Here is a 23,827-nt window from a genome sequence, read left to right on the forward strand (position 1 = left end):
TGCCTTTGCACGTTACTTGTCCACATAGCCGACGGCGGTGCTGGGGTTGCTGCCGGGTCTTCCTTAGCGTTGTCGCATCAGTAAAGCAATGCGAGGGCAGCAACCCGTGGGCTGCCCAGGGTGGGGGAGTGCGGATGTGGAATGTATTGGGGGACGGCATGCCCGGAGCGGCAGACCATGTCGCCGCCGACCTCATGCCACTGGCGGGACGGCTCGGGTCCTGCATGGCAAGGGTTGAGGAAGTCATCGCTGGCCTGAGGGCTATCCAGCTGCTCGACTGGCAGTCACCGGCGGGGCAGGCCTACCGGAACACCGTCGCCCGCCAGGAGGCTGCCCTGCGCCAGGCTTCGGAATGCCTGGCGGAAGCCAAGGCCGCCGTTGCACGGCATGCCCAGGAGAGCGTCGCGGCTGCACTCGCCAATAGCCAGCACTGACGCAAGGCGGACAACCCATGGACACTGACCGCATTCGCCTGTTCGGCCCCTCCAGGGAGGGACATCTGAGCATCAGGGGCGGCCCCACGGGCATCAGCGTCCAGCTCGAAGAGCTGACGGCAGGCGCGGAGAAGCTGGATACCCTGGCCAGTGACCTCGTTGCCGTTGAGCAGGAGACCGGGCGGATCCTGGACCACCTTTGCTGGGTTGACCGGCAGCCGGCATGGTCCACGTCCGCCCACCTGGCCGCCGTGCGGAACGGCCAGTGGCGCGTCCAGGCTGCCAGGGCAGAGCTACAGCGCATCAGCAGCCAGATACGTGCTTGCCTCCGGGACTATGAGGACGCGGAGTGGCGTGCCAACGCCGGGAGGTTCCTCGGAATCACGAGTGTGGAGGAGTTCAGCACCTCGTGGGCCACCATGGCCGCAGCAGGAGTTCCGGACCGGCGGACCGCAGAATCCATCATCACCATGCTGGGGCTGGCGGCTCCGGATGTCCGGGCAAGGATCGATCAGGAACCTTTCGTCCGGGACGCCCTGATGTTCCTGGTCGCGAACTTCATCCCCAGGCCGCTCGCCGCGCGGCAGGAAGAGTCCGTCCAGGTGGAACTGGATGCATCACCGGCCGGCCTCCTGGAGCGCATCCGGAACGTCGATGCCCGCGGTCCTGGACACATTGAGGTCCTTGAGGTCCATAACGGCGGTGCTGCAACGTACGTGGTGGTCCTTCCCGGCACCCAGGCGGCAGGAATGTACGCGGGCGGTGACAACCCCTTCGACGAAGCCGGCATCGCGGAGGCGATGCTGTACGGCTCGGAGGAGATCAACCGGGCCGTCCTTGCTGCTCTGGAAACCGCCGGGGCAGAACGTGGTGCCGCCGTGGTGGCGGTGGGCTACAGCCAGGGCGGGATCCATGCCATGAACCTGGCTTCCGATCCCCGCGTCCTGGAACAGTACGACGTCAAGTATGTGCTGACAGCCGGCTCGCCGGTGGCCGGGACCAGGCCGGGAGCGGGAGTAAGTTCACTGCACCTTGAACACGAGGCCGACTGGGTGCCCGGAAGCGATGGTCTGGCGAACCCCGAAACCCGCAACCGGGTCACCGTATCCATGGCCTCCCCCGTTTCCGCTCAGGAGGATAAGGGGCTGGGCCCTGGCCACAGCTTCGAGGGGTACCAGGATGCCGCGCGGCTGGTCGCGGACAGCAGCGACCCGTCCCTGCTACAGTCCACCGCAGTGCTGACAGGCGTCCTTGGAGCGGGCGGGACCGCCACGGCCACCCGTTTCTCCCTCTCGAGGGCTAAGGGCCCCATGCCCACGCTCACCCCGCAGGACCCCCGCGCCCACGGGCGGGGACATGGCGGCCGGTAGCCCGGCGGGTGGAATCCGGCAGGCTAACGCTTCCGCCCGGGCAGCACACCTGCCACCAGCGATACCAGGGAAATGATGATGGCCGCCAGTACGGCGGTCCAGAAGAAGGAATCGATGGTGAATTCCACCGGTGTGTAACTGCTGATCCAGGACGTCAGGTACAGCATCGCGGCATTGATGACGATGGTGAAGAGTCCCAGGGTGAGGATGGTGATGGGGAGCGCGAGGAACCGCACCAGGGGCCGGACAAACGCGTTCACCACGCCAAAGATGGCACCGATAAAGAGGTAGGCCAGGACCAGGCCGATGGTGTCCGTGCCTTCCGTAACACCGGTCCTGGCCACAGCCTCGGAGGCCGCCTGGCTGGAGATTTCCAGGCCGGGCAGGGCCCAGCTCGCTGCCCAGATGGCAGCGGCGTTGATGATGACCCGAAGAATGAAGGAACCCATGGCCCCATGCTCGCACAGCGTGCTGGACGGGGGCTGGGTACGGTAGGGCCTTCTTCCCACGCCGGAAGAAGCCAATGCACCACCCGGAACCGTTATCGCACGAGAAGTAGGCTAGTGCGCATGACCTCATCAGAGACCCTGGCCGGTGGAATCCCGCCGCGTCCGGTGGTAGGCCGGCTGCCCCGCTACGCGGCCGGAAAGCCGCCCGCCGCCGTCGACGGACTGGCCAGTTACAAGTTGTCCTCCAACGAGAACCCGCTCCCGCCGCTCCCCGCAGTTATCGAGGCGATCGCGCAGCAGACCGATTTCAACCGCTATCCGGACCCGGTCAGCACCAAGCTTCGGGCGGCGCTCGCGGATTTCCTCAATGTCCCGGCGGAGGACATCGTCACCGGAGCGGGCAGCCTGGGTGCCCTCAACCAGATTCTCGCCGCGTTCGCTGGCCAGAACGACGACGGCAAGGCCGATGAAGTCATCTATGCCTGGCGCTCCTTTGAGGCTTATCCCATCAGCGTGGGCCTGGCCGGGGCGGAGAGTGTCCGGATTCCCGTGACCTCCGACGGCCGGCACAACCTGGACGCCATGGCGGCAGCCGTTACGGCCCGCACCAGGGTGATACTCCTGTGCACGCCCAACAATCCCACCGGACCGGCCCTTACCGCCGCCGAGACCGAAGCCTTCATCCGCTCGGTGCCTTCCAACGTCGTGGTGGTCATTGATGAGGCGTACCAGGAGTTCGTCCGGGCACCCGGTGCGGTGGACGGGATCGCCCTTTACCGGAAATACCCCAACGTGGTGGTACTCCGGACCTTCTCCAAAGCGCACGGCCTGGCTGGCCTGCGCGTCGGCTACAGCGTCTCCAATCCAGCGCTGACCCAGCACCTGCGGGTGGCTGCGACGCCGTTCGCGGTGTCGCAGATTGCCGAAAAGGCCGCCATTGTTTCCCTCCAGAATTTCCCTCAGGTTGTAGAAAGGGTACAAACGCTGGTGGACGAGCGGGCCCGCGTTACTGCCGGTCTGCGGGACCTTGGCTGGGCTGTTCCGGATGCGCAGGGAAACTTCGTCTGGCTGGATCTGGGGGCTGACAGCAGCCAATTTGCAGAGCTGGCGGGAGCCCAAGGGCTCTCGGTGCGCGCTTTTCCCGGCGAGGGGGTCAGGGTTAGCGTCGGTGAGCAAGAGGCCAACACGCGCTTCCTTCGGTTATGTGCCGACTATACAAAGGCCCCGCGGGGTTCCTAGCGCTTAACAAGTAGTCCTGCGGCTACCTACTGAAGATAAAGTTAGGATCAGTAAGCCAATGTATATGCCGCACCGGGAATGTATTCCTTCTGAGGCATATATCCCAGCGACATTGCATTGCATCCGGATGCGGCAAGCAAGGAGACGGTATGGGCACACATCTGCCTTCCACCGAGTTCGACGGAACAGCGGTTGACGACCAGCGGGAAGCTGATGCGGAAGCCGTTATGGGCGAGCCCCCGGCGCAGATGGTGCAGCTGCTGGGTCCCGACGGAAAGCTGGGTTCCGATCCGGTGTACAGCGAGTACGCCGACAAGCTCACGCCCGATGCCCTGCGCGGGCTTTACGGCGATATGGCTGCCATCCGCCGGTTCGACGTGGAGGCCACCGCCCTGCAGCGCCAGGGCCAGCTGGCGCTGTGGGTGCCCCTGACCGGGCAGGAAGCTGCCCAGATCGGTTCGGGCAGGGCCAGCCAGCCGCAGGACTACATCTTTCCCACCTACCGTGAACACGGGGTGGCGCTGACGAGGAACGTGGACCTGGCTGAGCTCCTCCGCCAGTTCCGGGGCGTCTCCAATGGCGGCTGGAACCCCAAGGACACCAACTTCCACCTCTACACACTGGTCCTGGCCGCCCAGACCCTCCATGCCGTGGGCTACGCCATGGGAATCCAGCGGGACCAGAAGCTTGCCGCAGCCGCCGGCTCCAAGGCGGAGGTGCCGGACGCCGCGGTCATCGCCTACTTCGGGGATGGCGCCAGTTCCGAGGGTGACGTCCACGAATCCATGGTCTTCGCCTCCTCGTACAACGCTCCCGTGGTGTTCTTCTGCCAGAACAACCACTGGGCCATCTCGGTACCCACCAACGTGCAGACCCGCGTTCCGCTGTCCAACCGTGCCAAGGGCTACGGCTTCCCCGGCATCCGGGTGGACGGCAACGACGTCATCGCCGTCCACGCCGTCACCGAGTGGGCCCTGGAGCACGCACGCCAAGGCAAGGGCCCGGTCCTGATCGAGGCCTTCACCTACCGCGTCGGCGCCCACACCACCGCCGATGACCCCACCAAATACCGCCCGTCCTCCGAAGAGGACGCCTGGCGGGCTAAGGATCCCCTGCTGCGGCTGGAGAAATACCTGCGCGCCCAAGGCCTCGCGGACGACGCCTTCTTCGCCCAGGTCAAGGCCGACGGCGACGAACTCGCCTCCTACGTCCGGCGCACTACCCATGACCTTGAGACCCCGAACATCCGCTCCGCCTTCGCCAACACCTACGCAGAGGCGCACCCGCTGGTGGCCGAAGAGCTGGCATGGTTCGAGGAATACTCCGCAGGGTTTGCCGGTGAGGAACCCCCGGCGGTACCGGCCGGACAGGCAGCAGCAAAGGCAGGCCACTGATGACCACCATGACCATTGCCAAGGCCATCAACGAAGGCCTCCGCGCCACCCTGGCCAGCAACCCGAAATCACTCCTGATGGGCGAAGACATCGGCCCGCTGGGCGGCGTCTACCGCGTAACAGACGGGCTCATCGGTGAATTCGGCCCCGACCGCGTGGTGGACACCCCCTTGGCGGAATCCGGCATCATCGGCACTGCCATTGGCTTGGCGCTGCGGGGATACAGCCCCGTGTGCGAGATCCAGTTCGACGGCTTCGTCTTCCCGGGTTTCAACCAGATCACCACCCAGCTCGCCAAGATGCACGCCCGCAGCAACGGCAACCTCACGGTTCCCGTGGTTATCCGGATCCCCTACGGCGGCGGCATCGGTTCCGTGGAGCATCACTCCGAATCCCCCGAGGCGCTGTTCGCCCACACCGCGGGCCTGCGCATCATCAGCCCGTCCAACGCGCACGACGCCTACTGGATGATCCAGCAGGCCGTGGAATGCCTGGACCCCGTGATCATTTTTGAGCCGAAGCGGCGCTACTGGCTTAAGGGCGACGTGGATGTGGAGAACCCGGGGCCTTCAGCGGATCCGTTCAAGGCCCACGTCCTCCGGGAAGGTACCGACGCCACCATCGTGGCCTATGGCCCCCTGGTTCCCGTTGCCCTCGCGGCCGCCAATGCCGCGGAGGAGGACGGCCGCAGCGTCGAAGTCATCGACCTTCGTTCCATCTCGCCCCTGGACTTCGATACCGTGACGGCCTCCGTACAGAAGACCGGCCGGCTGATCGTCGCCCACGAGGCCCCGACGTTCGGCGGGATCGGCGGCGAAATTGCCGCACGGATCAGCGAACGTGCCTTCCACTCACTCGAGGCCCCCGTGATCCGCGTGGGCGGCTTCCACATGCCCTATCCCGTTGCCAAGGTGGAGGAAGACTACCTTCCGGACATCGACCGCATCCTCGAGGCGCTGGACCGCGCCCTCTCCTACTGAGGACACCATGACTCTCAACAAGTTCAACCTTCCGGACGTCGGCGAGGGCCTCACCGAGGCGGAAATTGTCTCCTGGAAGGTCAGGCCCGGTGACGCCGTCGCCATCAACGATGTCCTGTGCGAAATCGAAACCGCAAAGTCCATCGTGGAACTGCCCTCCCCGTTTGCCGGGACAGTCACCGAACTGCTGGTCCCCGAAGGGGTGACCATCGACGTCGGCACAGCCATCATCAGCGTCAGCGATGACGTGGCAGGCGACCCCACGCCGGCAGACGTGCGCGCCCCGGAAACGCCCGTCCAGCCCCTCTACGGCACGCTGCCCGCCGATGATGGAGCAAGGGCCGACGGCGGTGCGCAGGAAAGTGCCCTGGCCGGCGGTCCGCTGGTGGGTTCCGGACCGAAGGCCGACGCCGTCAAGCGCCGCCCGCGGAAAGCCCAGCCCTCCGCTGCCGTGACACTCAACGCCCCGGAAGTGGAGCCCATCCAGCCACACACGCCGGCCGCCGTGACGGCAGCACCCGAGGTTTCGGCCGGCCCGGCCGCAGGCGACATGGACAACCGCCCCACCCTGGGCGGCACCATCACGGGCCTGGTCAACCGGGTCCTGGCCAAGCCTCCCGTACGCAAGATTGCCCGGGACCTCGGCATCGACCTTGCGGACGTGGTGGCCACCGGTTCACGGGGCGAGGTGACCCGCGAGGACCTGGTCAGCTACCAGGCCCAGCGCGACGCGGAACTGGACAAGGCGGACGGCTTCTGGGGCAAAGCGGGCAAGCCACAGGACCAGCGGATCGAACGGATTCCGGTCAAGGGCGTCCGCAAGGCCACGGCCAAGGCGATGGTGGAATCCGCGTTCTCCGCGCCGCACGTCAGCATCTTCGTGGACGTGGACGCCAGCCGCACCATGGAGTTCGTCAAGCGGCTCAAGGCATCCCGGGATTTCGAGGGCATCAGGGTCTCCCCGCTGCTCATCCTGGCCAAGGCCGTCATCTGGGCTGCGGCGCGCAACCCGAGTGTCAACGCCACCTGGGTGGACAACGCGGACGGGGCTGACGCCGCGGAAATCCACGTCAAGCACTACATGAACCTGGGCATCGCGGCTGCCACGCCGCGGGGCCTGATGGTGCCAAACATCAAGAACGCACAGGACCTGTCCCTGAAGGAGCTGGCGCTGGCGCTGAATAACCTGGCCACCACCGCCAGGGCCGGAAAAACCCAGCCCGCCGAGATGCAGGGCGGCACGCTGACCATCACGAACATCGGCGCCCTGGGCATCGACACGGGAACGCCCATCATCAACCCGGGCGAGGTGGCCATCGTTGCCTTTGGCACCATCAAGCAGAAACCGTGGGTCCTTGACGGTGAAGTGATTCCGCGCTGGATCACCACGCTTGGCGGCTCGTTCGACCACCGCGTTGTGGACGGTGACCTCTCCGCCCGCTTCATGGCGGACGTCGCCGCCATCCTGGAAGAGCCTGCGCTCCTCCTTGACTGACGGCGTGGGCATCAGCGCCGGCACCATCCGGGCGAAGAACAGGACCGCCCGGTGGCTGACGGAGACGTTTCAGCCTCCCGTGGTGGTGAGCATCCAGCTGCTGGTCAGTCCGCTGACCGAGGGCGGTTTTCCGGCCACCATGGCGTACGGCGCGTTGGCGGCCCTGTTTGTCTGCGTGCTTCCGCTGCTTCTGCTGCTGGTCCTGGTCCGGCTGGGGAAGGTTACCGACCATCATGTCAGTGACCGGAAGCAGCGGGCTCCTGTCCTGCTGATGGCCCTGGCATCGATCCTTGCAGGGCTGGTGGTCCTGGAGGCTGTCGGCGCGCCCCGGAGCGTTGTTGCCATGGTCCTTGCGGTGGTTGGCGGAGTCGTGGTGCTGGCCGGAGTGAGCCCGTTCTGGAAGATCAGCGGGCACGCTGCCGCCATCTCCTGCTCGACCGTCATCGCCGTGCTGATGCTCGGGGCGGCCTGGAGTCCGTTGCTTCTCCTGATCCCGGCGGTTGGCTGGTCCCGTGTGGTACTGCGGGCGCATTCGGTGGCACAGGTGGTGACGGGGTCACTCTTCGGCGGAGTGGTGATGGCAGGGATCTGGTGGATCCTGCAGGGCCTGATGGTGGCCTAGGCAGTTCAAGGCCCGGCCGGGCAGGCGCTAGAACGAGGAATACGGGTACGCCGAAAACATCTCGATGGTGGCCGGATCTGCGGTAGTTCCCAGGACCACGGCCGCGGCCGTCATGAGGACGCCCATAGCAGCGGCCATGCCGGCCCACGCCGTGAAGAGCTTCCAGTCTTCGCGCAGCACGCTTCCCACGGTTTCGGGAAGCTGCAGCCCGGGCGTGATGAGGTTCGGCGCGGAGTCCACACTGCCGTCATCCAGCAGTGCCACGACGGTGCCATTGCTGCGGTCAACCCGCATGGAGCAGATGTGGTTGCCGTGGCGGGCCAGGAGGATGTCGTGGCCTACGAGCTGCCGGCGCTGGAGAGTGATCAAGATATGCCCCTCGATAGTGGTTGCTGGGTGCCGCACCATTGGGGGCCTATCCAATTTTATCCTTGCGCTAACGGCTGAACCCGGTTATCGGGCGTGAAACCAGACACCCCCCGCAGCGACTTTCGCCACCCGGGGGAGTGTCCGGGGTTACTGCTAGTCGGCGTCGTACGTGTTCGCGATGTAGACGTCGCAGGGCGCGTTGTGCGCCACGCTGTTGGCCACGCTGCCCAGGACGCGGCCTATGCCCTGCATCCTGCGGTTGCCCACCACGATGATGCGGGCTTCCATCCGGACCGCTTCCTTGATGAGGGCATCCGCCGGCCGGCCGCGGGCTGCGGAATACGTGACCTTGACGCCGCCACCGAGGGACTCCGCCACGGTACGGGCCACGTGTTCGGCCGCGTCGGCGTCTGAGACGATCCACTGGTCGCTGCCGCTGCCGAAGATCTCGGTGCGGTCGCTGTCGAAGGCCGACACAACGTGGAGTGATGCGTCCAAGGCAGCGGCGAGGTCGCGTGCGGACTCGGCTGCCTTCTTCGCGGTTCCGCTGCCGTCAACCCCTACAACGATGATTCCGCTCATGTGATGCTCCTTTGCTTCGTTTATGCGGCACTGGTCAGGCCAACGCTACAGCGCAGCTATGGCTTCCTGAAGCACAGGCGCCAGGCGGCGGACACCCTCGGCGATGGCTTCGGGAGGCACGGCGCTGAAGGCGAGTCGCAGTTTGTTGGACGGTTCGTCCGACGGCGTGAAGGCGGCGCCGGGGATAAATACCACGCCGGCGTCGATGGCCTTGTGCAGCAGCGGGTAGGTGTCCACGCCTTCCGGCAGCGTCACCCAGACAAAAAAGCCGCCCTCCGGGCTGGTCCACGTGGCCCCTGCGGGCATGTGTTCCTGCAACGCAGCCAGCATCGCCGCGCACCGCTCGGCGTACAGGCCGCGGTAGGTCTCGATCTGGCCCCTCCAGTCGTACTCACGAAGGTAGGCGGAGACCAGCATCTGGTTCAGGGCGGGCGGGCACAGCGTCACAGACTCGGCCGCGAGGTAGTAGCGCCGCTGCAGGTGTTCCGGCACCAGCGCCCACCCGATGCGCAGGCCGGGCGCGAAGATCTTCGAGAACGAACCCATGTAGATGACGTCCCCGGGATTGTCGGCCCGGAGCGGGGCCAAGTGCTCGCCGGAGTAGCGCAGCAGACCGTAGGGGTTGTCTTCGAGGATCAGAATATTCGCAGTGCGGCATATATCCACCACCTGCTGCCGGCGCTCTTTGGCGAGGGTGATCCCTGACGGGTTGTTGAAGTTCGGGATGGTGTAAAGGAACTTGATGTTCTTGCCGGCCAGTTGAAGCGCCGCGATCCGCGCCTCCAGGAGATCGGGGACCAGGCCGGATTCATCCATGTCCACCGTTTCCACCTGCACCTGGTATGCCTCGAACGTGTTGAGGGCACCCACGTAGGTAGGGTCTTCCACGAGCACCACGTCGCCGGGATTGCAGAACAATTTGGTGGCAACATCCTGGGCCGACTGTGAACCGGCGGTGATCACCACGTTCTGCGGCAGGGCGTCGAGGATACCTTCAGCGGCCATCACCTCGCAGATCTGGGTGCGCAGTTCTTCGGTCCCCTGTCCGGCGCCATACTGCAGCGCCGTGAGGCCGTCCTCGGCAATGATTTTGGCGGCGGTGGCCGCAAGCCGGTCCAGCGGAAGCGACTGCAGGTACGGACTGCCGCCCGCAAGGGAGACCAGGCCGGGCCGCATGGAAATATCGAAAACGTCCCGCACCGCCGACTGTCGGATGTTCGCGGCACGCTCCGAGAACAGGTCCTCATGCCGGTGCGCTGACGTTGCAGCCCGTTCAATCGCATCTATGGCTTCCGCTGGCAGCGTCCCTGCTGCATCAAGTGTTTCGTGGCTCACACCCACAGGATACAGCCGGATGTTGCTCCAAAAGCAACACTTGTTGTCAACCCGCGTACGACAGGTTGCGGGGCGGGTGGCTAGTCCTGCCTCAGTGCTTCTTTCAGCGGCTGCCCGTTGACGTAGATTTCAGCCCGGATTGCGCCCACGGCCGCAACCGCTGTCTGCGTCAGCTGCGCCTCAACCCGCGGGATGTCGCACACCCCGCCAAGGCTCAACGCGCCGGCCAGGTACACGGTGACCGTCGTTCCATCGAAAGAGCCGGAGAGGAACTTCAGCCCGGAGTCCGCCAAGGCGTTGTACATCTCCCGGCCCTGTCCCGCCCCGGGGCCAGGCATTCCCGCTCCACCTGTTCCCTGCAGAAGCGCACCTATGGCGGCCGGAAGCGGATCGGAATCGGGGGCTACGCTGTCCATGCCCACCAGGCTGTCATTGCAGCCGAACCGCACGCCGTTGCTGCCGCCGTCGTCCAGGAGCACGTAGTAGGCCGTCACGGTGTGCGGCAGGGCAGGAATGGTGGCCGGGGCCGGCGCCGGTGGTGCGGGGGCCTGCGTTGCGGGCGCCCGTCCGGCCTCGGGAACGGGCAAGCCCTCCGCGGCTTCCGGCGTTATGGAAGGGCCTGCCGGCGGTACGCCCTCGGCAGGAGGCAGCGTTTCCGGTTCCGGTCCTGCCGGCGGCTGGTCCTGGGGCTGTGGCGCCGGAGCCGCCGGGGGTGCCGCAGCCGGGGCGCTGCTGCCGGGGGCGGATGGAGGGAAAGCCCCCGCGTCTGGACCTGCAGGCGGTGCGCCAATGCAGGCGCAGAGCAGCAGCGGCAGTGCCAGGCAGGCTTTTGCCGTTAGGCGCAAGCCCGTCCGTCGCCTCCCGGCGCTCCACTTTGCTGCCATGACTGCACCGCGATCCCGTTCCGGTACGTTCCGTGGATTAACGTTACGGCTGGCCTTTCCGGCGGAGTGTGTCCGTGAGGTACCGGTTGGGACAAGAGTTGGTCACGGCAGTACCCGGATGCAGCAACGCCCGGTACGCGTAGCTGCGTACCGGGCGCCGGCGGGTGTGCCTAGGCTGCGGGAGCGGCGGCGGCAAGGGCATCGAACACGCCCTTGATCTGCTCCACAACCTCGGCGTCATCCTTGGGGTGGATTTCGGCGAACCGGACCATGGACCCGGGAACGGCGAGCTTGACGTCCTCGAGGACCTGGGCACCGGCGATGCCGGCGGCCTTGCGCGCCTCATCCTGCGCCCACACGCCACCGAACTGGCCAAAGGCAGTGCCGACGACGGCCGTGGGCTTGCCGGCGAGGGCTCCGGCGCCGAAGGGGCGGGACAGCCAGTCGATGGCGTTCTTCAGGGCTGCGGGAACGGTGCCGTTGTGCTCGGGGGTCACCAGGAGGACGGTGTCGGCTTCGCTGGCAGCCGCACGCAGGGCGGCGGCGGCGGCAGGAACCTGGCCTTCGACGTCGATGTCCTCGTTGTAGAAGGGGATGTTGCCCAGGCTGTCGTGGATGACAACCTCCACCTGCTCGGGGGCGTTCAGCTGGATGGCCTCGGCCAGCTTCTGGTTCGTTGACCCGGCGCGCAGGCTGCCGACGAGGGTGAGGACGGTGCTCTTAGTCATGAATACTCCTGGGGTAGGGGCAGCGGGAGGGGCCGCGTGCCGGTTGAAGCTGAGGCTTGTCATGCCTTCACCAGACTAAACGGACCACGGTCCGCTTATTATTCCCAGGGGCTAGAATGTGGCTGTGAGCTCCATCCCACTGCGGCCGGGAATGACGCCGGCAACGCCCGCCGAGCGCAGTGATGCCGTCCGGAACCGGGAACGCCTGCTGGTGGCTGCCCGTGAACTGATATCGGAATGCGGGGCCGAAGCCCTGACCATGGACCGCCTCGCGGAACGTGCCGGGGTGGGCAAGGGCACAGTGTTCCGCCGCTTCGGCAGCAGGGCCGGGCTCATGCTGACGCTGCTCGACGATTCCGAATCCGCGTTCCAGGCCCGGTTCCTGTTTGGCCCTCCTCCGCTGGGTCCCGGCGCGCCCGGACGTGAGCGGCTGATCGCGTTCGGTTCTGAACGGATCGCCTACGTGGTGGAGTTCGGCGACCTGGTGCTTGCCGCTGAGAACGCCTCGCGGGGCCGGTTTGACGTGCCGGCCGCGGCGCTGTGGCACCGGCACATCGAGGTGCTCCTGCGCGAGGCGGGTTTCGACTCGGACCCCTGGCTCATGGCAGGGTCCCTGAGCGCAACGCTGGATCCGGAGCGGCTCCTCCACCTGGTACGGGACCGCGGCGTGGCACCGGAAAGGCTGGCCGCCTCTTGGGCCGACCTTGTCACAAGGGTGGTCAAAGACGCGTAGATTACGCCGGACGGAGCCGCGGCGTCCAGTCATACCGACTTCACAGAATTATTCATAACAATCTGATACGCGCGGGTAGCTTTCCTGCGGTTACCCACGTTTTGGCTCAAGGCTTGTGATAGTTTCCTCAAGAAATGTGACCCGCGACATAGTCCATCAGGACGGCCCTGCCAAGGCTGCGGGACAGCCAGCTACCCGCTGGCACAACACCCGGTAAGGCGGCACAACCCCCGCCAATCCCGGGAAGACGGAAGGATCCTGCGCGTGATTGTTGAACTGTCCCGCACTCCGGCACGCCGGCGGAAGCAAGCGTGCCACTTCAGTCAGCGCGCGGCGGCGAATCAGAAGTAGCGCCCACCATGTTCAAGTACCTCGCCAGGCGCGGCATCACCTATATGGTCATGATCTTCCTGACCACGTCGGCCGGATATTTCCTTGCCGTCAGTACACTCAAGCCGGCATTGCTGGAACAGGAGCGCATTCCGCGTCCGACGCCGGAGCAGGTGGCCAGTTCCATGCGCCTGAAGGGCCTGGACCCGGAGCTCAGCCCCTGGGAGCGGTACGTTGAGTGGTTGACCGCCATCGTGACAAGGTGGGACTGGGGCAGGAGCCCCAATGGGGCGTTCATCAACGCCGAATTCGGTGACCGGGTATGGATCTCCACGCGGCTGTTCCTCGCGTCCATCATCCTGACCCTGATCATCGGTGTGGCCCTGGGCGTTTATTCGGCCGCCCGGCAGTACAAGTTCCAGGACCGGGTGATCACGTCCTACAGCTACCTCGCCTACATTGTGCCCGCCCCCATCGCATACTTCCTTGTACAGCTGGGCGCCATCAACATCAACGAAACAGTAGGCCAGCGGATCTTCTTCGTCACCGGCATTTCCACTCCCGGCATGGAACCGGGGTGGGCGCAGTTTGTGGACATGCTGGCGCACTACGCGGTTCCGACCATAGCGATCACGCTGGTCGGCTGGGGTTCCTACCAGATAGCGCAGCGCCAGTACCTTTTGGACAACGTTAACGCCGACTTTGTCCGCACCGCGCGCGCCAAGGGCCTCACCCGCAACCAGGCCATCACCCGGCATGCGCTCCGCGTCTCGTTCATTCCCGTTGCCCAAAGCATCGCCTTCACCATCCCGGCCATCTTTGCCGGCGGCTTCTTCGCGGAGAAAATCTTCGCCTGGCCCGGCGTCGGCTCGTGGAGCATCGATGCCATCTCGCTCCAGGACGTCAACGCGGCCACCGCCACGCTGGCCTACGGTTCCGTCATTTTCGCCCTGGGGGCCATCCTGGCTGATTTTGCCACAACCCTCGTTGACCCCAGAGTGCGGGTGCAGTAGCCATGACCAACCTCAATGCCGTCGACCCCGCTGCCGCTGCCCAGGACGCGCACCTGGAAAACGCCGATGTGGTGATCGGCAAAAACACGATCATCTTCCGCCGCTTCATGCGCAACAAAACCGCCGTGGCGGGCCTCGCCATCTTCCTTGCCCTGACGCTCTTCTCTTTTGTGGGCGGCTACTTCACGCAGTGGGATAAGGAAACCATCGATCCCTTCAACATTGGGATGCCGCCGTCCGCAGAGCATTACCTGGGCACCTCCCAGGCTGGCATCGACCTCTATGCGATGACTGTGGAAGGAACCCGGATCTCCATCCTGATCGGCCTGATCGTGGGCCTGGTGTCGGTCCTCATCGCCGCCGTGTACGGGTGCACCATGGCGTACTTTGGCGGCAAGGTGGACAAGGTGATGCTTTTTGTCCTTGAAGCGCTCATCATGATGCCCGCTCTGCTGGTGGTGGCGGTTGCCACCAGCGGGGGAGGGGAAGGCCTGAAACGGGACCTGCCCTCCTGGCTGCTGCTGATCATCGTCCTGCTGGTCTTCAGCTGGATGGGAACGGCCAGGCTGATCCGTTCGCTGTCCATGTCGCTCATGCAGCGGGACTTCGTCAAGGCAGCCCAGTACATGGGCGTCCCGCCGCGGCGGATCGTGTGGCGGCACCTGGTCCCCAACATCGGCTCCCTGCTGGTTCTGGACATCACCCGCGGTGTCACCGGAGCCATCCTTGCGGAAGTCGCCTTTTCCTTCATCGGCATCGGCATCAAGGTTCCGGACGTCAGCCTCGGCGTGCTGATCGGCGGTGCGACCTCCCAGGTCCAGACGTTCCCCTGGATGTTCTGGGTACCCCTGACGGTGATGTTCCTCCTCACCGGTTCCCTGGCGATGATGAACGACGGCCTGCGGGATGCCTTCGACCCCAGTTCCAGTTCCTCGGGCAAAGCCAGGAAAACCAAAGCCCGGAGAATCAGTGCAGAGACGGCAACCATGAAGAAGAAGGCGTCATGAGCAGCGAAACCACTGCCGGGCCGGCAGAGTCCACCGGGTCACCGGTTGAGCGGCTGCACATCGCGGGGCTCCACGCGGCAACGGATGCCGTGCTGTCCGTCCGGGACCTCAACGTCCGCTTCAACACCGAAAACGGCGTGGTGCATGCCGTCCGCGGTGTTGACTTTGACCTCCTGCCCGGCAAGACGCTGGGCATTGTGGGGGAGTCCGGCTCGGGAAAATCCGTGACGTCCCTGGCCATCATGGGGCTGCTGCCCGCCACGGCCGAGATTTCCGGCTCCGTGAGGCTTAAGGGCCGCGAACTGCTGGGCCTCAGTGACAAGGCCATGTGCGAATACCGCGGCAACGAGCTGGCCATGGTCTTCCAGGACCCCCTCTCGTCCCTGACGCCCGTCTACACCGTGGGCACCCAGATCACCGAAGCGCTCACCATCCACAACCCCACCATGAGCAGGCAGGCCAAAGAAGCCCGCGCCGTCGAACTCCTGGCCATGGTGGGGATCCCCAGCCCCAAGGACAGGCTGCGAGCCTTCCCGCACGAATTCTCCGGCGGCATGCGCCAGCGCGTGATGATTGCCATTGCCATTGCCAACAATCCGCGGGTCCTCATTGCGGACGAGCCGACGACGGCCCTGGACGTCACCATCCAGGCGCAGGTCCTGGAGGTTCTCCACACGGCGCAGGAGGAAACGGGCGCCGCCGTCGTCATGATCACGCACGATCTGGGCGTCGTGGCTGGCATGGCCGACGAGATCATGGTGATGTACGCCGGCAAGCCGGTGGAGACCGGCGAGGTTGACGAGATCTACTACAACCCGCGGATGCCGTACACGATGGGGCTGCTGGGCGCGGTTCCCAGGGTGGATGTGGCGGAAAAGACGTCCCTGGTGCCCATTGAGGGTATGCCGCCCAACCTGCTCCACCAGCCCACCGGCTGCTCCTTCGCTCCGCGTTGCCCGCTGGTCGCGGACGCCTGCCTGGCCGGGGAACCGGCTTTGGCCCCGGTGGCGGGAGGGGCCCAGCACCGGGCCGCGTGCATCAAGGCGGAATCGCTCGGGGGCGCAGACGTAGACGTGCAGGACGTGTTTGCCGCCCCGCCGGTTCCGGTGTCGCGCTTCGACTCCATCCCCCGGACCGAACGCTCAACCGTGCTGCAGCTCAAGGATGTCCGCAAGCACTTCCCGCTGACCAGGGGTGCTTTGTTCAAGCGCCGCATCGGCACCGTCAAGGCCGTGGACGGCCTGAGCTTTGATATCCGCGAGGGTGAATGCTTTTCCATCGTGGGGGAGTCCGGCTCGGGAAAGACCACCACCCTCCTGGAAATCATGGAGTTCCACAAGGACCAGGACGGCGAGGTGGTGATCGGCGGGATCAGCAACAAGCAGGCCGTCGATGCCAAAACCAAGAGCGCCATGCGGCGGGAACTGCAAATGGTGTTCCAGGACCCCACCGGGGCGCTGGACCCCCGGTTCACGGTCTACGAGGTGCTCGCCGAGCCGCTCCAGAACGTGGGCATGGACAGGCCGGCCATCAGGAAGCGCATCATGGAACTGATGAAGCTCGTGGGACTGCAGCCGGACCACGTCAACCGCTTCCCCAACCAGTTCTCCGGCGGACAGCGGCAACGGATCGGGATAGCCCGGGCGCTTGCCGTCAACCCCAAGCTGGTGGTCCTGGACGAGCCCGTCTCAGCCCTCGACGTTTCCGTCCAGGCAGGCGTCATCAACCTCCTGGACAAGCTCCGCGCCGAGCTGGGCCTGAGCTACCTCCTGGTGGCCCATGATCTTTCGGTGGTCCGGCACATCTCCAACCGGGTAGCCGTCATGTACCTGGGCAAGATCGTGGAAATCGGCGAGGTGGACCGGGTTTTCGACAACCCGCGCCACCCCTACACCCGGGCCCTCCTCTCCGCCATCCCGGTACCCGATCCCCAGCTGGAGCGCACCCGCGAACGCATCATCCTCCAGGGCGACCTGCCCTCGCCCCTGGATGCGCCGAAAGGCTGCAACTTCGCCACGCGGTGTCCCGTCTTCGCTGCACTTCCGCCGGCGAAGCAGGAAAAGTGCCTCACATTGGAGCCGCCGCTGGAACCCGTCGCACCATCGGCGGCCACGCAGGCCCTGGAAGCGGCTCCTGTACCCTCTCCGGACCAGCGCTTTGCCTGCTTTTTCCCGGACGGGGAACTGGACGAAGACATGCTGGTGGTCCACGAACCGGCGGACCACCATGCGCCCTAGGATTATCCGACCCATCACAAGCACCACCACTAGCAACAACGAAGGGAAAACCATGAGGAATCTGACCAGGATCGGCGGAGCTGCGGCCATTGCTGCAACTCTGGCGCTGACGGCCTGTGGCGGTGGTGGCGGTGCCACCGGGCCCGAGACGGCCAAAGGCCAGGAGGCAGGCAGCGACCTGTCCAAGCTCATCAGCATCAACGAGAAGCCGGCAGCCGATCTTGAGCAGGGCGGAAAGGTCACCCTTCCGCTACGGAGCATTGGTCCTGTTTTCAACGGGTTTTCAAATACCGGCAATAACGCAGATAACACGGCCTTGCACCGGCCCATTGATGGAGCGGGAACTTGGGGATGCTGGAGCTTCAACTTCGAAGGTGAAGTCAGTCCTAACAAGGACTTTTGCGAGTCAGTAGACAGCAAAGTTGAGGATGGCAAGCAGACCATTACTATCAAGGTCAACGAAAAGGCCACCTATAACGACGGCACCCCAATTGACGTTAAGGCGTTCCGAAACACTTGGAACATCTTGAAAAGCCCCGATGCAGGCTACGACATTGTAAGTTCGGGCAATTACGGTTTCGTTGAGTCGGTGGAAGCCGGCTCTGACGATAAAGAAGTAATCGTCAAGACCAGCCAGCCCGTCTACCCCTTGGATTCATTGTTCACCGGGCTTATCCATCCCGCTGTCAACACCCCGGAGATCTTCAACGAGGGCTTCAACGGCGAGCTCCATCCCGAATGGATGGCTGGACCCTTCAAGGTCGACCAGTACGATGCGGCCGCTAAGACTATAACGCTGGTGCCGAACGACAAGTGGTGGGGCAACAAGCCAGTTCTCGATAGCGTGGTGTTCCGTCAACTTGAGTTGAGCGCGCAGGTGCCAGCCTTCAAGAATGGAGAGATAGATGGAATGGAAGCTAACACCATCAGTCTTTACAAGCAGTTGGAGGGCAGTAACAATTCCGAGGTGCGCCGCGGCCAGCGCCTCTTCGCAGGCGGCATCAACATCAATGCCCAAAGAATCACAGATACAGCAGTCCGCAAGGCGATCTTCGCGGCAGTGGACCGCGAGGCCCTTCGCAATGTGCGCTTCAACGGCCTGAACTGGGAGGAACCCAGCTCCGGCTCCATGATGCTGCTGCCGTTCTCCGAGTACTACCAGGACAACTACCCCGTTAAGGAAACCGGACCGGACGCTGCCAAGAAGGTCCTTACGGAGGCTGGTTACACTGCTAACTCGGCCGGCATCATGGAAAAAGACGGAGTGCCCGTTTCCTTCAAAGTAGCTAACTTCGGCGATGACCCCACCACAACGGCGACTGCAACCACTCTTGCTGACCAGCTTAAGAAAGCAGGTATGGATGTGGGAATTGCTCAGCACGGTTCCGCTGATTTTGGAAAGATCATGGGTTCGCGTGAGTTCGACTTAAGTCTCTCGGGCTACACAGTAAGCGCGGACGCGACCGAAGCGGTCAAGCAGTTCTATGACTCGAAGACTAACGTAAACGGTTTAGGTGATGCCGACCTTGATGCAGAAATTGCAAAGTTGGCCTCTATTGAGGATGACGCCGAACGCAACAAGGCAGCAATGGAAGTCGAGCGTAAGCATATGGAGAAGTACTTTTCCATGGCCGTAATCTTCAACGGCCCGCAGATCTCCTTCGTCCGCACCGGCCTGGCCAACTACGGCCCGTCCTTGTTCCAGAGCCTGTCCCTGGTTCCGGACTGGACCACGCTGGGCTGGGTAAAGAAGTAGGCTTCCCCACGCAGTGATATGAAGGCCGGCATCCCTGGAACCAGGGGTGCCGGCCTTCGCATGCCCGGATATGCTTCCGGTGATGATTTTGTTGATGGCCACCTATTCGAGAATGTTCGCCCCAGCCTTCGTGCTGTTGGCAGTGGTCCTCTTGGGAGGGCTCGAGGCGCGGCTCGGTGTGCTTGGCTCGATGATTCTTGCGGCAGCAATTGTCGGCCTCCCTGGTGTGACGTACAAAAAGTTTCCCCTTTTCGCTGGCGCGTTAGGTCTGCAGCTTGAGTGGCGAACCAAGGTGGTAGTCGTCCAGACGCTGATGGGTGCTGCCGCCTGCGTCTTGTTGCAAGTACCGGAACCTGTTTCTGCCACTGTCGTTGGCCTGGTCGCCGGCAATTCGGCGTTGGCGGTCGCCAGATTCAAACTGAACGCCTCAGCCCATGTCTCGGTGCTTACTTTTGCTGTCCTTTGGGGAATTGCTGTATTCGGACCCCTTTGTGCTTATCTTCTGGTGCTTGTCCCGATAATGCTGGTGAGCCGAACAACCCTGCGTGAGCACAGTTGGGGAGAAGGCTTTGCCGGCTTGGTGGTGGGAGGTGCCGCATTTGCCTGTTTCGTTGGGGCGAACAATGTGGATCTCCTGCTCTGAAGGACTCCTGCAGGGGGATCACTAGAAGCCAGCAGTATCTGCAGGGGCACTGAGGGGAGCTGCGGAGTAGCGTAGTCCCATGACCGGGACTGAAGCTGCACCGCGAACCATCCGTACCGCCGTCGTCGGATACGGCCTGGCAGGGAGCGTCTTCCATGCGCCGCTGATCGCGTCGGACGGCAGTTACTCCCTGGACATTATCGCCACGTCCGACGGCGGCAGGCAGGCGGCTGCCACGGCCCGCTTTCCGCGGGTGAAGACGGTGCCGGACGGTCCGGCCGTGCTGAAGCGCGCCGATGACCTGGACCTCGTAGTGCTGGCAACACCGCCGGCCACCCATTACCCGTTGGCCAAAGCTGCCCTGGAGGCGGGGCTGGACGTGGTGGTGGACAAGCCGTTCACGGTCACCAGCGCCGAGGGCCGGGAACTGGTTGAGCTCGCCGGGGAACTTGGCAGGGTGCTGACGGTATTCCAGAACCGCAGGTGGGACGGCGATTACCTGACCCTGCGCAAGCTGCTGGCGGTAGAGGCTGTGGGTACCGTGACGAGGTTCGAGTCGCGTTTTGAGCGCTGGTCCCCGATTATCGCGAAAGCCTGGAAGGCACGCGCCACGGCGACCGAGGGGGGCGGTGCGCTGTACGACCTGGGCAGCCACCTGATCGACCAGGCCCTCCAGCTTTTCGGCCCGGCATCAGTGGTCCATGCGGAGTTGCGGGCGCGGAGGTCGGACGAACGCGCTGAGGACGACGTGTTCCTGGTGCTGCGGCACGAGACCGGGGTGCTGAGCCACCTCACGATGAACATGCTGTGCGCGCAGCAGGCCCCGCGGTTCCGCGTCCTCGGTTCCGTTGGAGGCTATACCAAGCACGGTGTGGACCCCCAGGAACCCTACATCGTGGCCGGCGGCAGCCCGCTGGACGAGGAGTACGGTGTGGAAGCGCCGGAATGGGCAGGGCTCCTGGGCCGTGATGGCCACCTGGACGCCCTGCCCACCGAGCGCGGCGCCTATCCCGAGTTCTACCGGCTCCTCGCAAACAAAATCCTCGACGGCGGCGCTGCGTCCAGCCTGCCCCTCCCCGTAGACCCTCAGGATGCCATTGAGTCCTTAAGAATCATTGAACAAGCACGCGAACTGGCGTAGGACTGCTACGCAGAGACCAGTTCGTGCCAGTCCGCTACGAGCGGCAGGTTGTGGGCCTCGGACACGGAGTGGTGCGCCACGTGGCCGGCGGCGATGTTGAGACCTGCGGCCAGGGCGGGATCCCGGTCGAAGGCGGCCTTGACGCCCAGGTTTGCCAGGGCAACGGCGTACCGCAGGGTGACGTTGGTCAGCGCGTAGGTGGAGGTGTTGGGCACGGCGCCGGGCATGTTGGCCACGCAGTAGAAGATGGTGTTGTGGACCTTGTAGGTGGGTTCCTGGTGCGTGGTGGGGTGGGTGTCCTCGAAGCAGCCGCCCTGGTCCACGGCGATGTCCACCAGGACCGAGCCGGGCTTCATGCGGGCCACGAGGTCGTTGGTGACCAGCTTGGGCGCCTTGGCGCCGGGGATCAGGACGGAGCCGATCACCAGGTCGGCGTCCACCACGGACTTTTCGATCTCGTACTTGTTCGAGGCCACGGTCTTGAGCCGGCCCTGGTACTGGGCGTCCAGTTCGCGCAGCCGGTGGATGTTGATGTCCATGATGGTGACGTCGGCGCCGAGGCCCAGGGCCATGGCTGCTGCGTTGGTGCCGGCAACGCCTGCACCGAGGACCACTACCTTGGCGGGGCGGACGCCGGGGACGCCGCCCAGCAGGATGCCCTTGCCGCCGGCGGGGGCCATCAGCGAGGAGGCGCCCACCTGGACGGAGAGGCGGCCGGCCACCTCGGACATCGGGGCGAGGAGCGGCAGGCTCCGGCCTTCCTGGACGGTTTCGTACGCGATGGCGGTGACGCCGGAGTTAATGAGCTCCCGGGTCAGTTCGGGCTCGGCCGCGAGGTGGAGGTAGGTGAAGAGGATCAGGCCCTTGCGGAACCGGTGGTACTCGGCCTTGATGGGCTCCTTGACCTTCATCACCATGTCCGCGCGGGCCCAGACGTCGTCCGCCTCGTTCACGATCTCGGCGCCGGCGATCGAGTATTCCTCGTCGGTGATGCCTGAACCGAGGCCCGCGCCGCGCTCCACGAGGACGGTGTGGCCGTGGGTGCGGAACTCGTGAACACCGGCGGCGGTGATGGCCACCCGGAATTCGTTGTTCTTGATTTCTTTGGGGACGCCGATGATCATCGTGGGCTCCAGGTTCTCGGCCGGATCAGCCGGAAAGTGCGGAAGGATTCTGTATTTCCACGATAAATCCGGTTGTGAGCCAGCCGACATGGCTGCAGTGCGGGACCCTGAGGGGAACCGCGTGATTCCGCGGTTTTTGCTGGGGTGGGATCGACACTTGTCGAGTCCCGGAGCGTCAGGTGTCGCCTCCTGTCCGTTCGGCTCGGCAGCTTCCCAGGCAGTACTGTTGGCCCATGCAGCAGCAGGGTGTGGAGCAACTCGTGGAGCAGGTGGCGCAGAAGCTGGGCCGTGGGCTTTCGCTGGAGGACCTGGACGGGGTGCTGCTCGCCTACAGCTCCAACCAGTCCCACGCTGACCGCGTGCGTGTGAACTTTCTGCTGAGCAAGAAGGTGCCGGCGGACGTGAGCGCGTGGCAGCTCTCGCACGGCATCGCAACGGCCGTCCGGCCTGTGGTGGTCCCCGCCAACGAGGACCTGGGCATGCTGGGCCGGGTGTGCGTTCCATTGATGGTGCGCGGCTTCCGCGTGGGGTACCTGTGGGTGCAGCAGGACAGCGTGGAGGAAAGCCCGACGGCGATCCTCACCCAGCTACCAGGCGTCAACCATGAACTGGAGATGCTGTCAGGGCTGCTGCTTGATTCCAACACCGCGGAATCCGAGTATCGGCGCGCTCGCGAGCGTGAGTTCCTGGCAGCGTGCGCCGGCGAACCGAACGCGGTGGCCGCCGTGGCCGGGTGGAAGGAAGTCCAGGGCCGGGGGCCGTGGCAGGTGGTCACGGTGCTGGACGCGGACGGCTGGGCGGCCGGGCCGGATCCGATTGCTTCCACGCTGATCCACCGCTCAACTGCCCTGCAGGCCACGGTGGGGGTGGACGCCGTACTGTTCAGTGCCGGCACCGAAACGCATTCGGTGGTGTTGTTCCGCGAATCGACGGGGCGGGCAAACCACGCCCAGGTCCTGGTGCACTACCAGCTGGAGCTGGCCAAACGGTCGGGCCGACCGGTCCACCGCATCATTCTGGGCATCAGTGAAGGCTTCGGGCGCACCCGCCAGCTGGCGGAGGCGTACCGGCAGTCAAAGATGGCGGCGCAGGCCGCGGCGGTGGACCCGCAGCTGGGAGAGCTGGTGGATTGCCGGGCCGCAGGGGTTTACCAGTTGCTGGCGTCGGCGGGGGGAGGGGTTGGCGCCTGGGCGGACTCAGGCTCCGTCTACTTCCGGATGCTGGAGGACCACGACCGCAACGGCGAACTGATTCCGGTCCTGGAGCTCCTGTATGACAACGACGGGTCAGTCCAGGATGTGGCCGCCAAGCTCCACCTGCACCGCAGCAGCATCTACAACCGGCTGGGCAGGATCCGCCAGCTCCTGGGTGTGGACCCGCTCAAGGGGCTGCCCCGCCTGGAGCTCCATGCCGCGTTAAAGATGCGCCGCTGGTCGGCCCGCCCCAGGATCTAGCCCCGGAACGTAGTCCCCAGGATCTAGCCTTCCCGAACCTCCTGGTCCGGCGCTTCCTGGCCGCCGGCCTTCTTCCGGGCATCTTTCTTTTGCTGCTCCACTTTCTGCCGCTCCAGCCAAGCCAGGATGGCGGCCAGGGGAATGCGCCGGTGGCTGCCGCGGTACTCCACCGGGATCTCGCCGCGGTCCGTCATGTTGCGTAGGTACGTGCGCGAGATTCCGGCCAGCTCTGCGGCTTTGGACGTTGTCAGCATTTCCTCGACGCTGCTGACGGTCACCGCTTCGCCACGGCTGAACCGGTGAAGGAGATCGACGACGGCGTCCCTCGCCAGGGGCGGCAGCCGGTGGACAGTGCCATCCACAAAGACGGTGATGTCATCGCTGCCCGCGAGTGCCTGGTTTAGCTTGTGGGCGTCTTCCGGGGGAAGGGCGCCTGTCATCCGGGGAGCTATCAGTGCCATCATTTCAGCCTACCCGGGCCCTGCCGCCGCGGGAGGTATGCTCGGCT

The 23,827-nt window shown here is 64.8% G+C and carries 23 protein-coding genes; 15 read left to right on the forward strand and 8 right to left on the reverse strand.

Annotation, left to right across the window (positions count from 1 at the left end; translation table 11 throughout):
- Window positions 1-134: 134 nt before the first annotated feature.
- Window positions 135-434, forward strand: a complete 300-nt coding sequence (locus tag P2Q66_RS02410) for a hypothetical protein (protein ID WP_275725288.1) — start codon at window positions 135-137, stop codon at window positions 432-434.
- A 17-nt stretch (window positions 435-451) separates the two neighbouring features.
- The gene (locus P2Q66_RS02415) at window positions 452-1,804 is read left to right on the forward strand and encodes a hypothetical protein (protein WP_275725290.1); all 1,353 of its coding nucleotides are present in this window, start codon (window positions 452-454) and stop codon (window positions 1,802-1,804) included.
- Window positions 1,805-1,827: 23 nt separating this feature from the next.
- Here the strand turns inward: P2Q66_RS02415 and P2Q66_RS02420 are convergent, their stop codons facing one another.
- Window positions 1,828-2,253, reverse strand: a complete 426-nt coding sequence (locus P2Q66_RS02420; protein WP_275725292.1) for a phage holin family protein — start codon at window positions 2,251-2,253, stop codon at window positions 1,828-1,830.
- A gap of 120 nt (window positions 2,254-2,373) precedes the next feature.
- On the opposite strand from P2Q66_RS02420, the gene P2Q66_RS02425 reads away from it, so the two are divergent.
- From P2Q66_RS02425 to P2Q66_RS02445, 5 genes are all read left to right on the forward strand, one after another.
- The gene (locus tag P2Q66_RS02425) at window positions 2,374-3,492 is read left to right on the forward strand and encodes a histidinol-phosphate transaminase (protein WP_275725294.1); all 1,119 of its coding nucleotides are present in this window, start codon (window positions 2,374-2,376) and stop codon (window positions 3,490-3,492) included.
- Between the two features lie 149 nt (window positions 3,493-3,641).
- Complete coding sequence (gene pdhA / locus P2Q66_RS02430; protein ID WP_079598026.1) at window positions 3,642-4,886, forward strand: pyruvate dehydrogenase (acetyl-transferring) E1 component subunit alpha; 1,245 nt, start codon at window positions 3,642-3,644, stop codon at window positions 4,884-4,886.
- Window positions 4,886-5,866 (forward strand): alpha-ketoacid dehydrogenase subunit beta, encoded by a 981-nt coding sequence (locus P2Q66_RS02435; RefSeq protein ID WP_275725296.1) that lies wholly within the window; start codon window positions 4,886-4,888, stop codon window positions 5,864-5,866. The genes pdhA and P2Q66_RS02435 overlap by 1 nt, the downstream gene beginning before the upstream one ends.
- A 7-nt stretch (window positions 5,867-5,873) precedes the next feature.
- Window positions 5,874-7,361 (forward strand): 2-oxo acid dehydrogenase subunit E2, encoded by a 1,488-nt coding sequence (locus P2Q66_RS02440; protein WP_275725298.1) that lies wholly within the window; start codon window positions 5,874-5,876, stop codon window positions 7,359-7,361.
- Between the two features lie 4 nt (window positions 7,362-7,365).
- Complete coding sequence (locus P2Q66_RS02445) at window positions 7,366-7,983, forward strand: phosphatase PAP2 family protein (RefSeq protein WP_275725299.1); 618 nt, start codon at window positions 7,366-7,368, stop codon at window positions 7,981-7,983.
- A gap of 27 nt (window positions 7,984-8,010) precedes the next feature.
- Here the strand turns inward: P2Q66_RS02445 and P2Q66_RS02450 are convergent, their stop codons facing one another.
- The 5 genes from P2Q66_RS02450 to P2Q66_RS02470 form a co-directional block, all read right to left on the reverse strand.
- The gene (locus tag P2Q66_RS02450; protein ID WP_079598084.1) at window positions 8,011-8,352 is read right to left on the reverse strand and encodes a hypothetical protein; all 342 of its coding nucleotides are present in this window, start codon (window positions 8,350-8,352) and stop codon (window positions 8,011-8,013) included.
- A gap of 153 nt (window positions 8,353-8,505) precedes the next feature.
- Entirely contained in the window at window positions 8,506-8,934 is a 429-nt protein-coding gene (locus tag P2Q66_RS02455) for a universal stress protein (RefSeq protein WP_079598023.1), read from the reverse strand.
- A gap of 45 nt (window positions 8,935-8,979) precedes the next feature.
- Window positions 8,980-10,269, reverse strand: coding sequence for a PLP-dependent aminotransferase family protein (locus P2Q66_RS02460; RefSeq protein WP_275725301.1), 1,290 nt, complete (start codon window positions 10,267-10,269; stop codon window positions 8,980-8,982).
- A gap of 80 nt (window positions 10,270-10,349) precedes the next feature.
- Window positions 10,350-10,856 (reverse strand): GerMN domain-containing protein, encoded by a 507-nt coding sequence (locus P2Q66_RS02465; RefSeq protein WP_275725303.1) that lies wholly within the window; start codon window positions 10,854-10,856, stop codon window positions 10,350-10,352.
- Between the two features lie 467 nt (window positions 10,857-11,323).
- A complete protein-coding gene (locus P2Q66_RS02470; RefSeq protein WP_079598020.1) occupies window positions 11,324-11,881 on the reverse strand; it encodes an NADPH-dependent FMN reductase in 558 nt (185 codons plus the stop codon).
- 124 nt (window positions 11,882-12,005) lie between these two features.
- Here P2Q66_RS02470 and P2Q66_RS02475 point away from each other — a divergent pair, with 124 nt between their 5' ends.
- From P2Q66_RS02475 to P2Q66_RS02505, 7 genes are all read left to right on the forward strand, one after another.
- Window positions 12,006-12,614 (forward strand): TetR/AcrR family transcriptional regulator, encoded by a 609-nt coding sequence (locus P2Q66_RS02475; RefSeq protein WP_115526115.1) that lies wholly within the window; start codon window positions 12,006-12,008, stop codon window positions 12,612-12,614.
- Between the two features lie 359 nt (window positions 12,615-12,973).
- Window positions 12,974-13,957 (forward strand): ABC transporter permease, encoded by a 984-nt coding sequence (locus tag P2Q66_RS02480; RefSeq protein ID WP_275725324.1) that lies wholly within the window; start codon window positions 12,974-12,976, stop codon window positions 13,955-13,957.
- A gap of 2 nt (window positions 13,958-13,959) precedes the next feature.
- Window positions 13,960-14,964 carry an ABC transporter permease gene (locus P2Q66_RS02485; protein ID WP_079598018.1) on the forward strand — a complete coding sequence of 335 codons (1,005 nt, stop codon included), beginning with the start codon at window positions 13,960-13,962 and terminating at the stop codon, window positions 14,962-14,964.
- Window positions 14,961-17,201 (forward strand): ABC transporter ATP-binding protein, encoded by a 2,241-nt coding sequence (locus tag P2Q66_RS02490; protein WP_275725305.1) that lies wholly within the window; start codon window positions 14,961-14,963, stop codon window positions 17,199-17,201. The genes P2Q66_RS02485 and P2Q66_RS02490 overlap by 4 nt, the downstream gene beginning before the upstream one ends.
- Window positions 17,202-17,253: 52 nt before the next feature.
- Window positions 17,254-18,957 carry an ABC transporter family substrate-binding protein gene (locus tag P2Q66_RS02495; RefSeq protein WP_275725306.1) on the forward strand — a complete coding sequence of 568 codons (1,704 nt, stop codon included), beginning with the start codon at window positions 17,254-17,256 and terminating at the stop codon, window positions 18,955-18,957.
- Between the two features lie 46 nt (window positions 18,958-19,003).
- Window positions 19,004-19,600 carry a hypothetical protein gene (locus P2Q66_RS02500; RefSeq protein WP_275725307.1) on the forward strand — a complete coding sequence of 199 codons (597 nt, stop codon included), beginning with the start codon at window positions 19,004-19,006 and terminating at the stop codon, window positions 19,598-19,600.
- Window positions 19,601-19,679: 79 nt separating this feature from the next.
- Window positions 19,680-20,741 carry a Gfo/Idh/MocA family oxidoreductase gene (locus P2Q66_RS02505; RefSeq protein WP_275725309.1) on the forward strand — a complete coding sequence of 354 codons (1,062 nt, stop codon included), beginning with the start codon at window positions 19,680-19,682 and terminating at the stop codon, window positions 20,739-20,741.
- Between the two features lie 5 nt (window positions 20,742-20,746).
- On the opposite strand, the gene ald is transcribed toward P2Q66_RS02505, so the two are convergent.
- Window positions 20,747-21,865, reverse strand: coding sequence for an alanine dehydrogenase (ald, locus tag P2Q66_RS02510; protein ID WP_079598013.1), 1,119 nt, complete (start codon window positions 21,863-21,865; stop codon window positions 20,747-20,749).
- A 233-nt stretch (window positions 21,866-22,098) separates the two neighbouring features.
- Between ald and P2Q66_RS02515 the strand changes: the two genes are divergently transcribed.
- Window positions 22,099-23,319 carry a PucR family transcriptional regulator gene (locus tag P2Q66_RS02515; protein ID WP_275725311.1) on the forward strand — a complete coding sequence of 407 codons (1,221 nt, stop codon included), beginning with the start codon at window positions 22,099-22,101 and terminating at the stop codon, window positions 23,317-23,319.
- A 23-nt stretch (window positions 23,320-23,342) separates the two neighbouring features.
- Here P2Q66_RS02515 and P2Q66_RS02520 read toward each other — a convergent pair whose 3' ends face one another.
- The gene (locus P2Q66_RS02520; RefSeq protein ID WP_275725312.1) at window positions 23,343-23,780 is read right to left on the reverse strand and encodes a helix-turn-helix domain-containing protein; all 438 of its coding nucleotides are present in this window, start codon (window positions 23,778-23,780) and stop codon (window positions 23,343-23,345) included.
- Between the last annotated feature and the right edge of the window lie 47 nt (window positions 23,781-23,827).

The sequence above is a fragment of the Arthrobacter sp. Cr_A7 genome, from assembly GCF_029222765.1.
Taxonomy (GTDB): domain Bacteria; phylum Actinomycetota; class Actinomycetes; order Actinomycetales; family Micrococcaceae; genus Arthrobacter.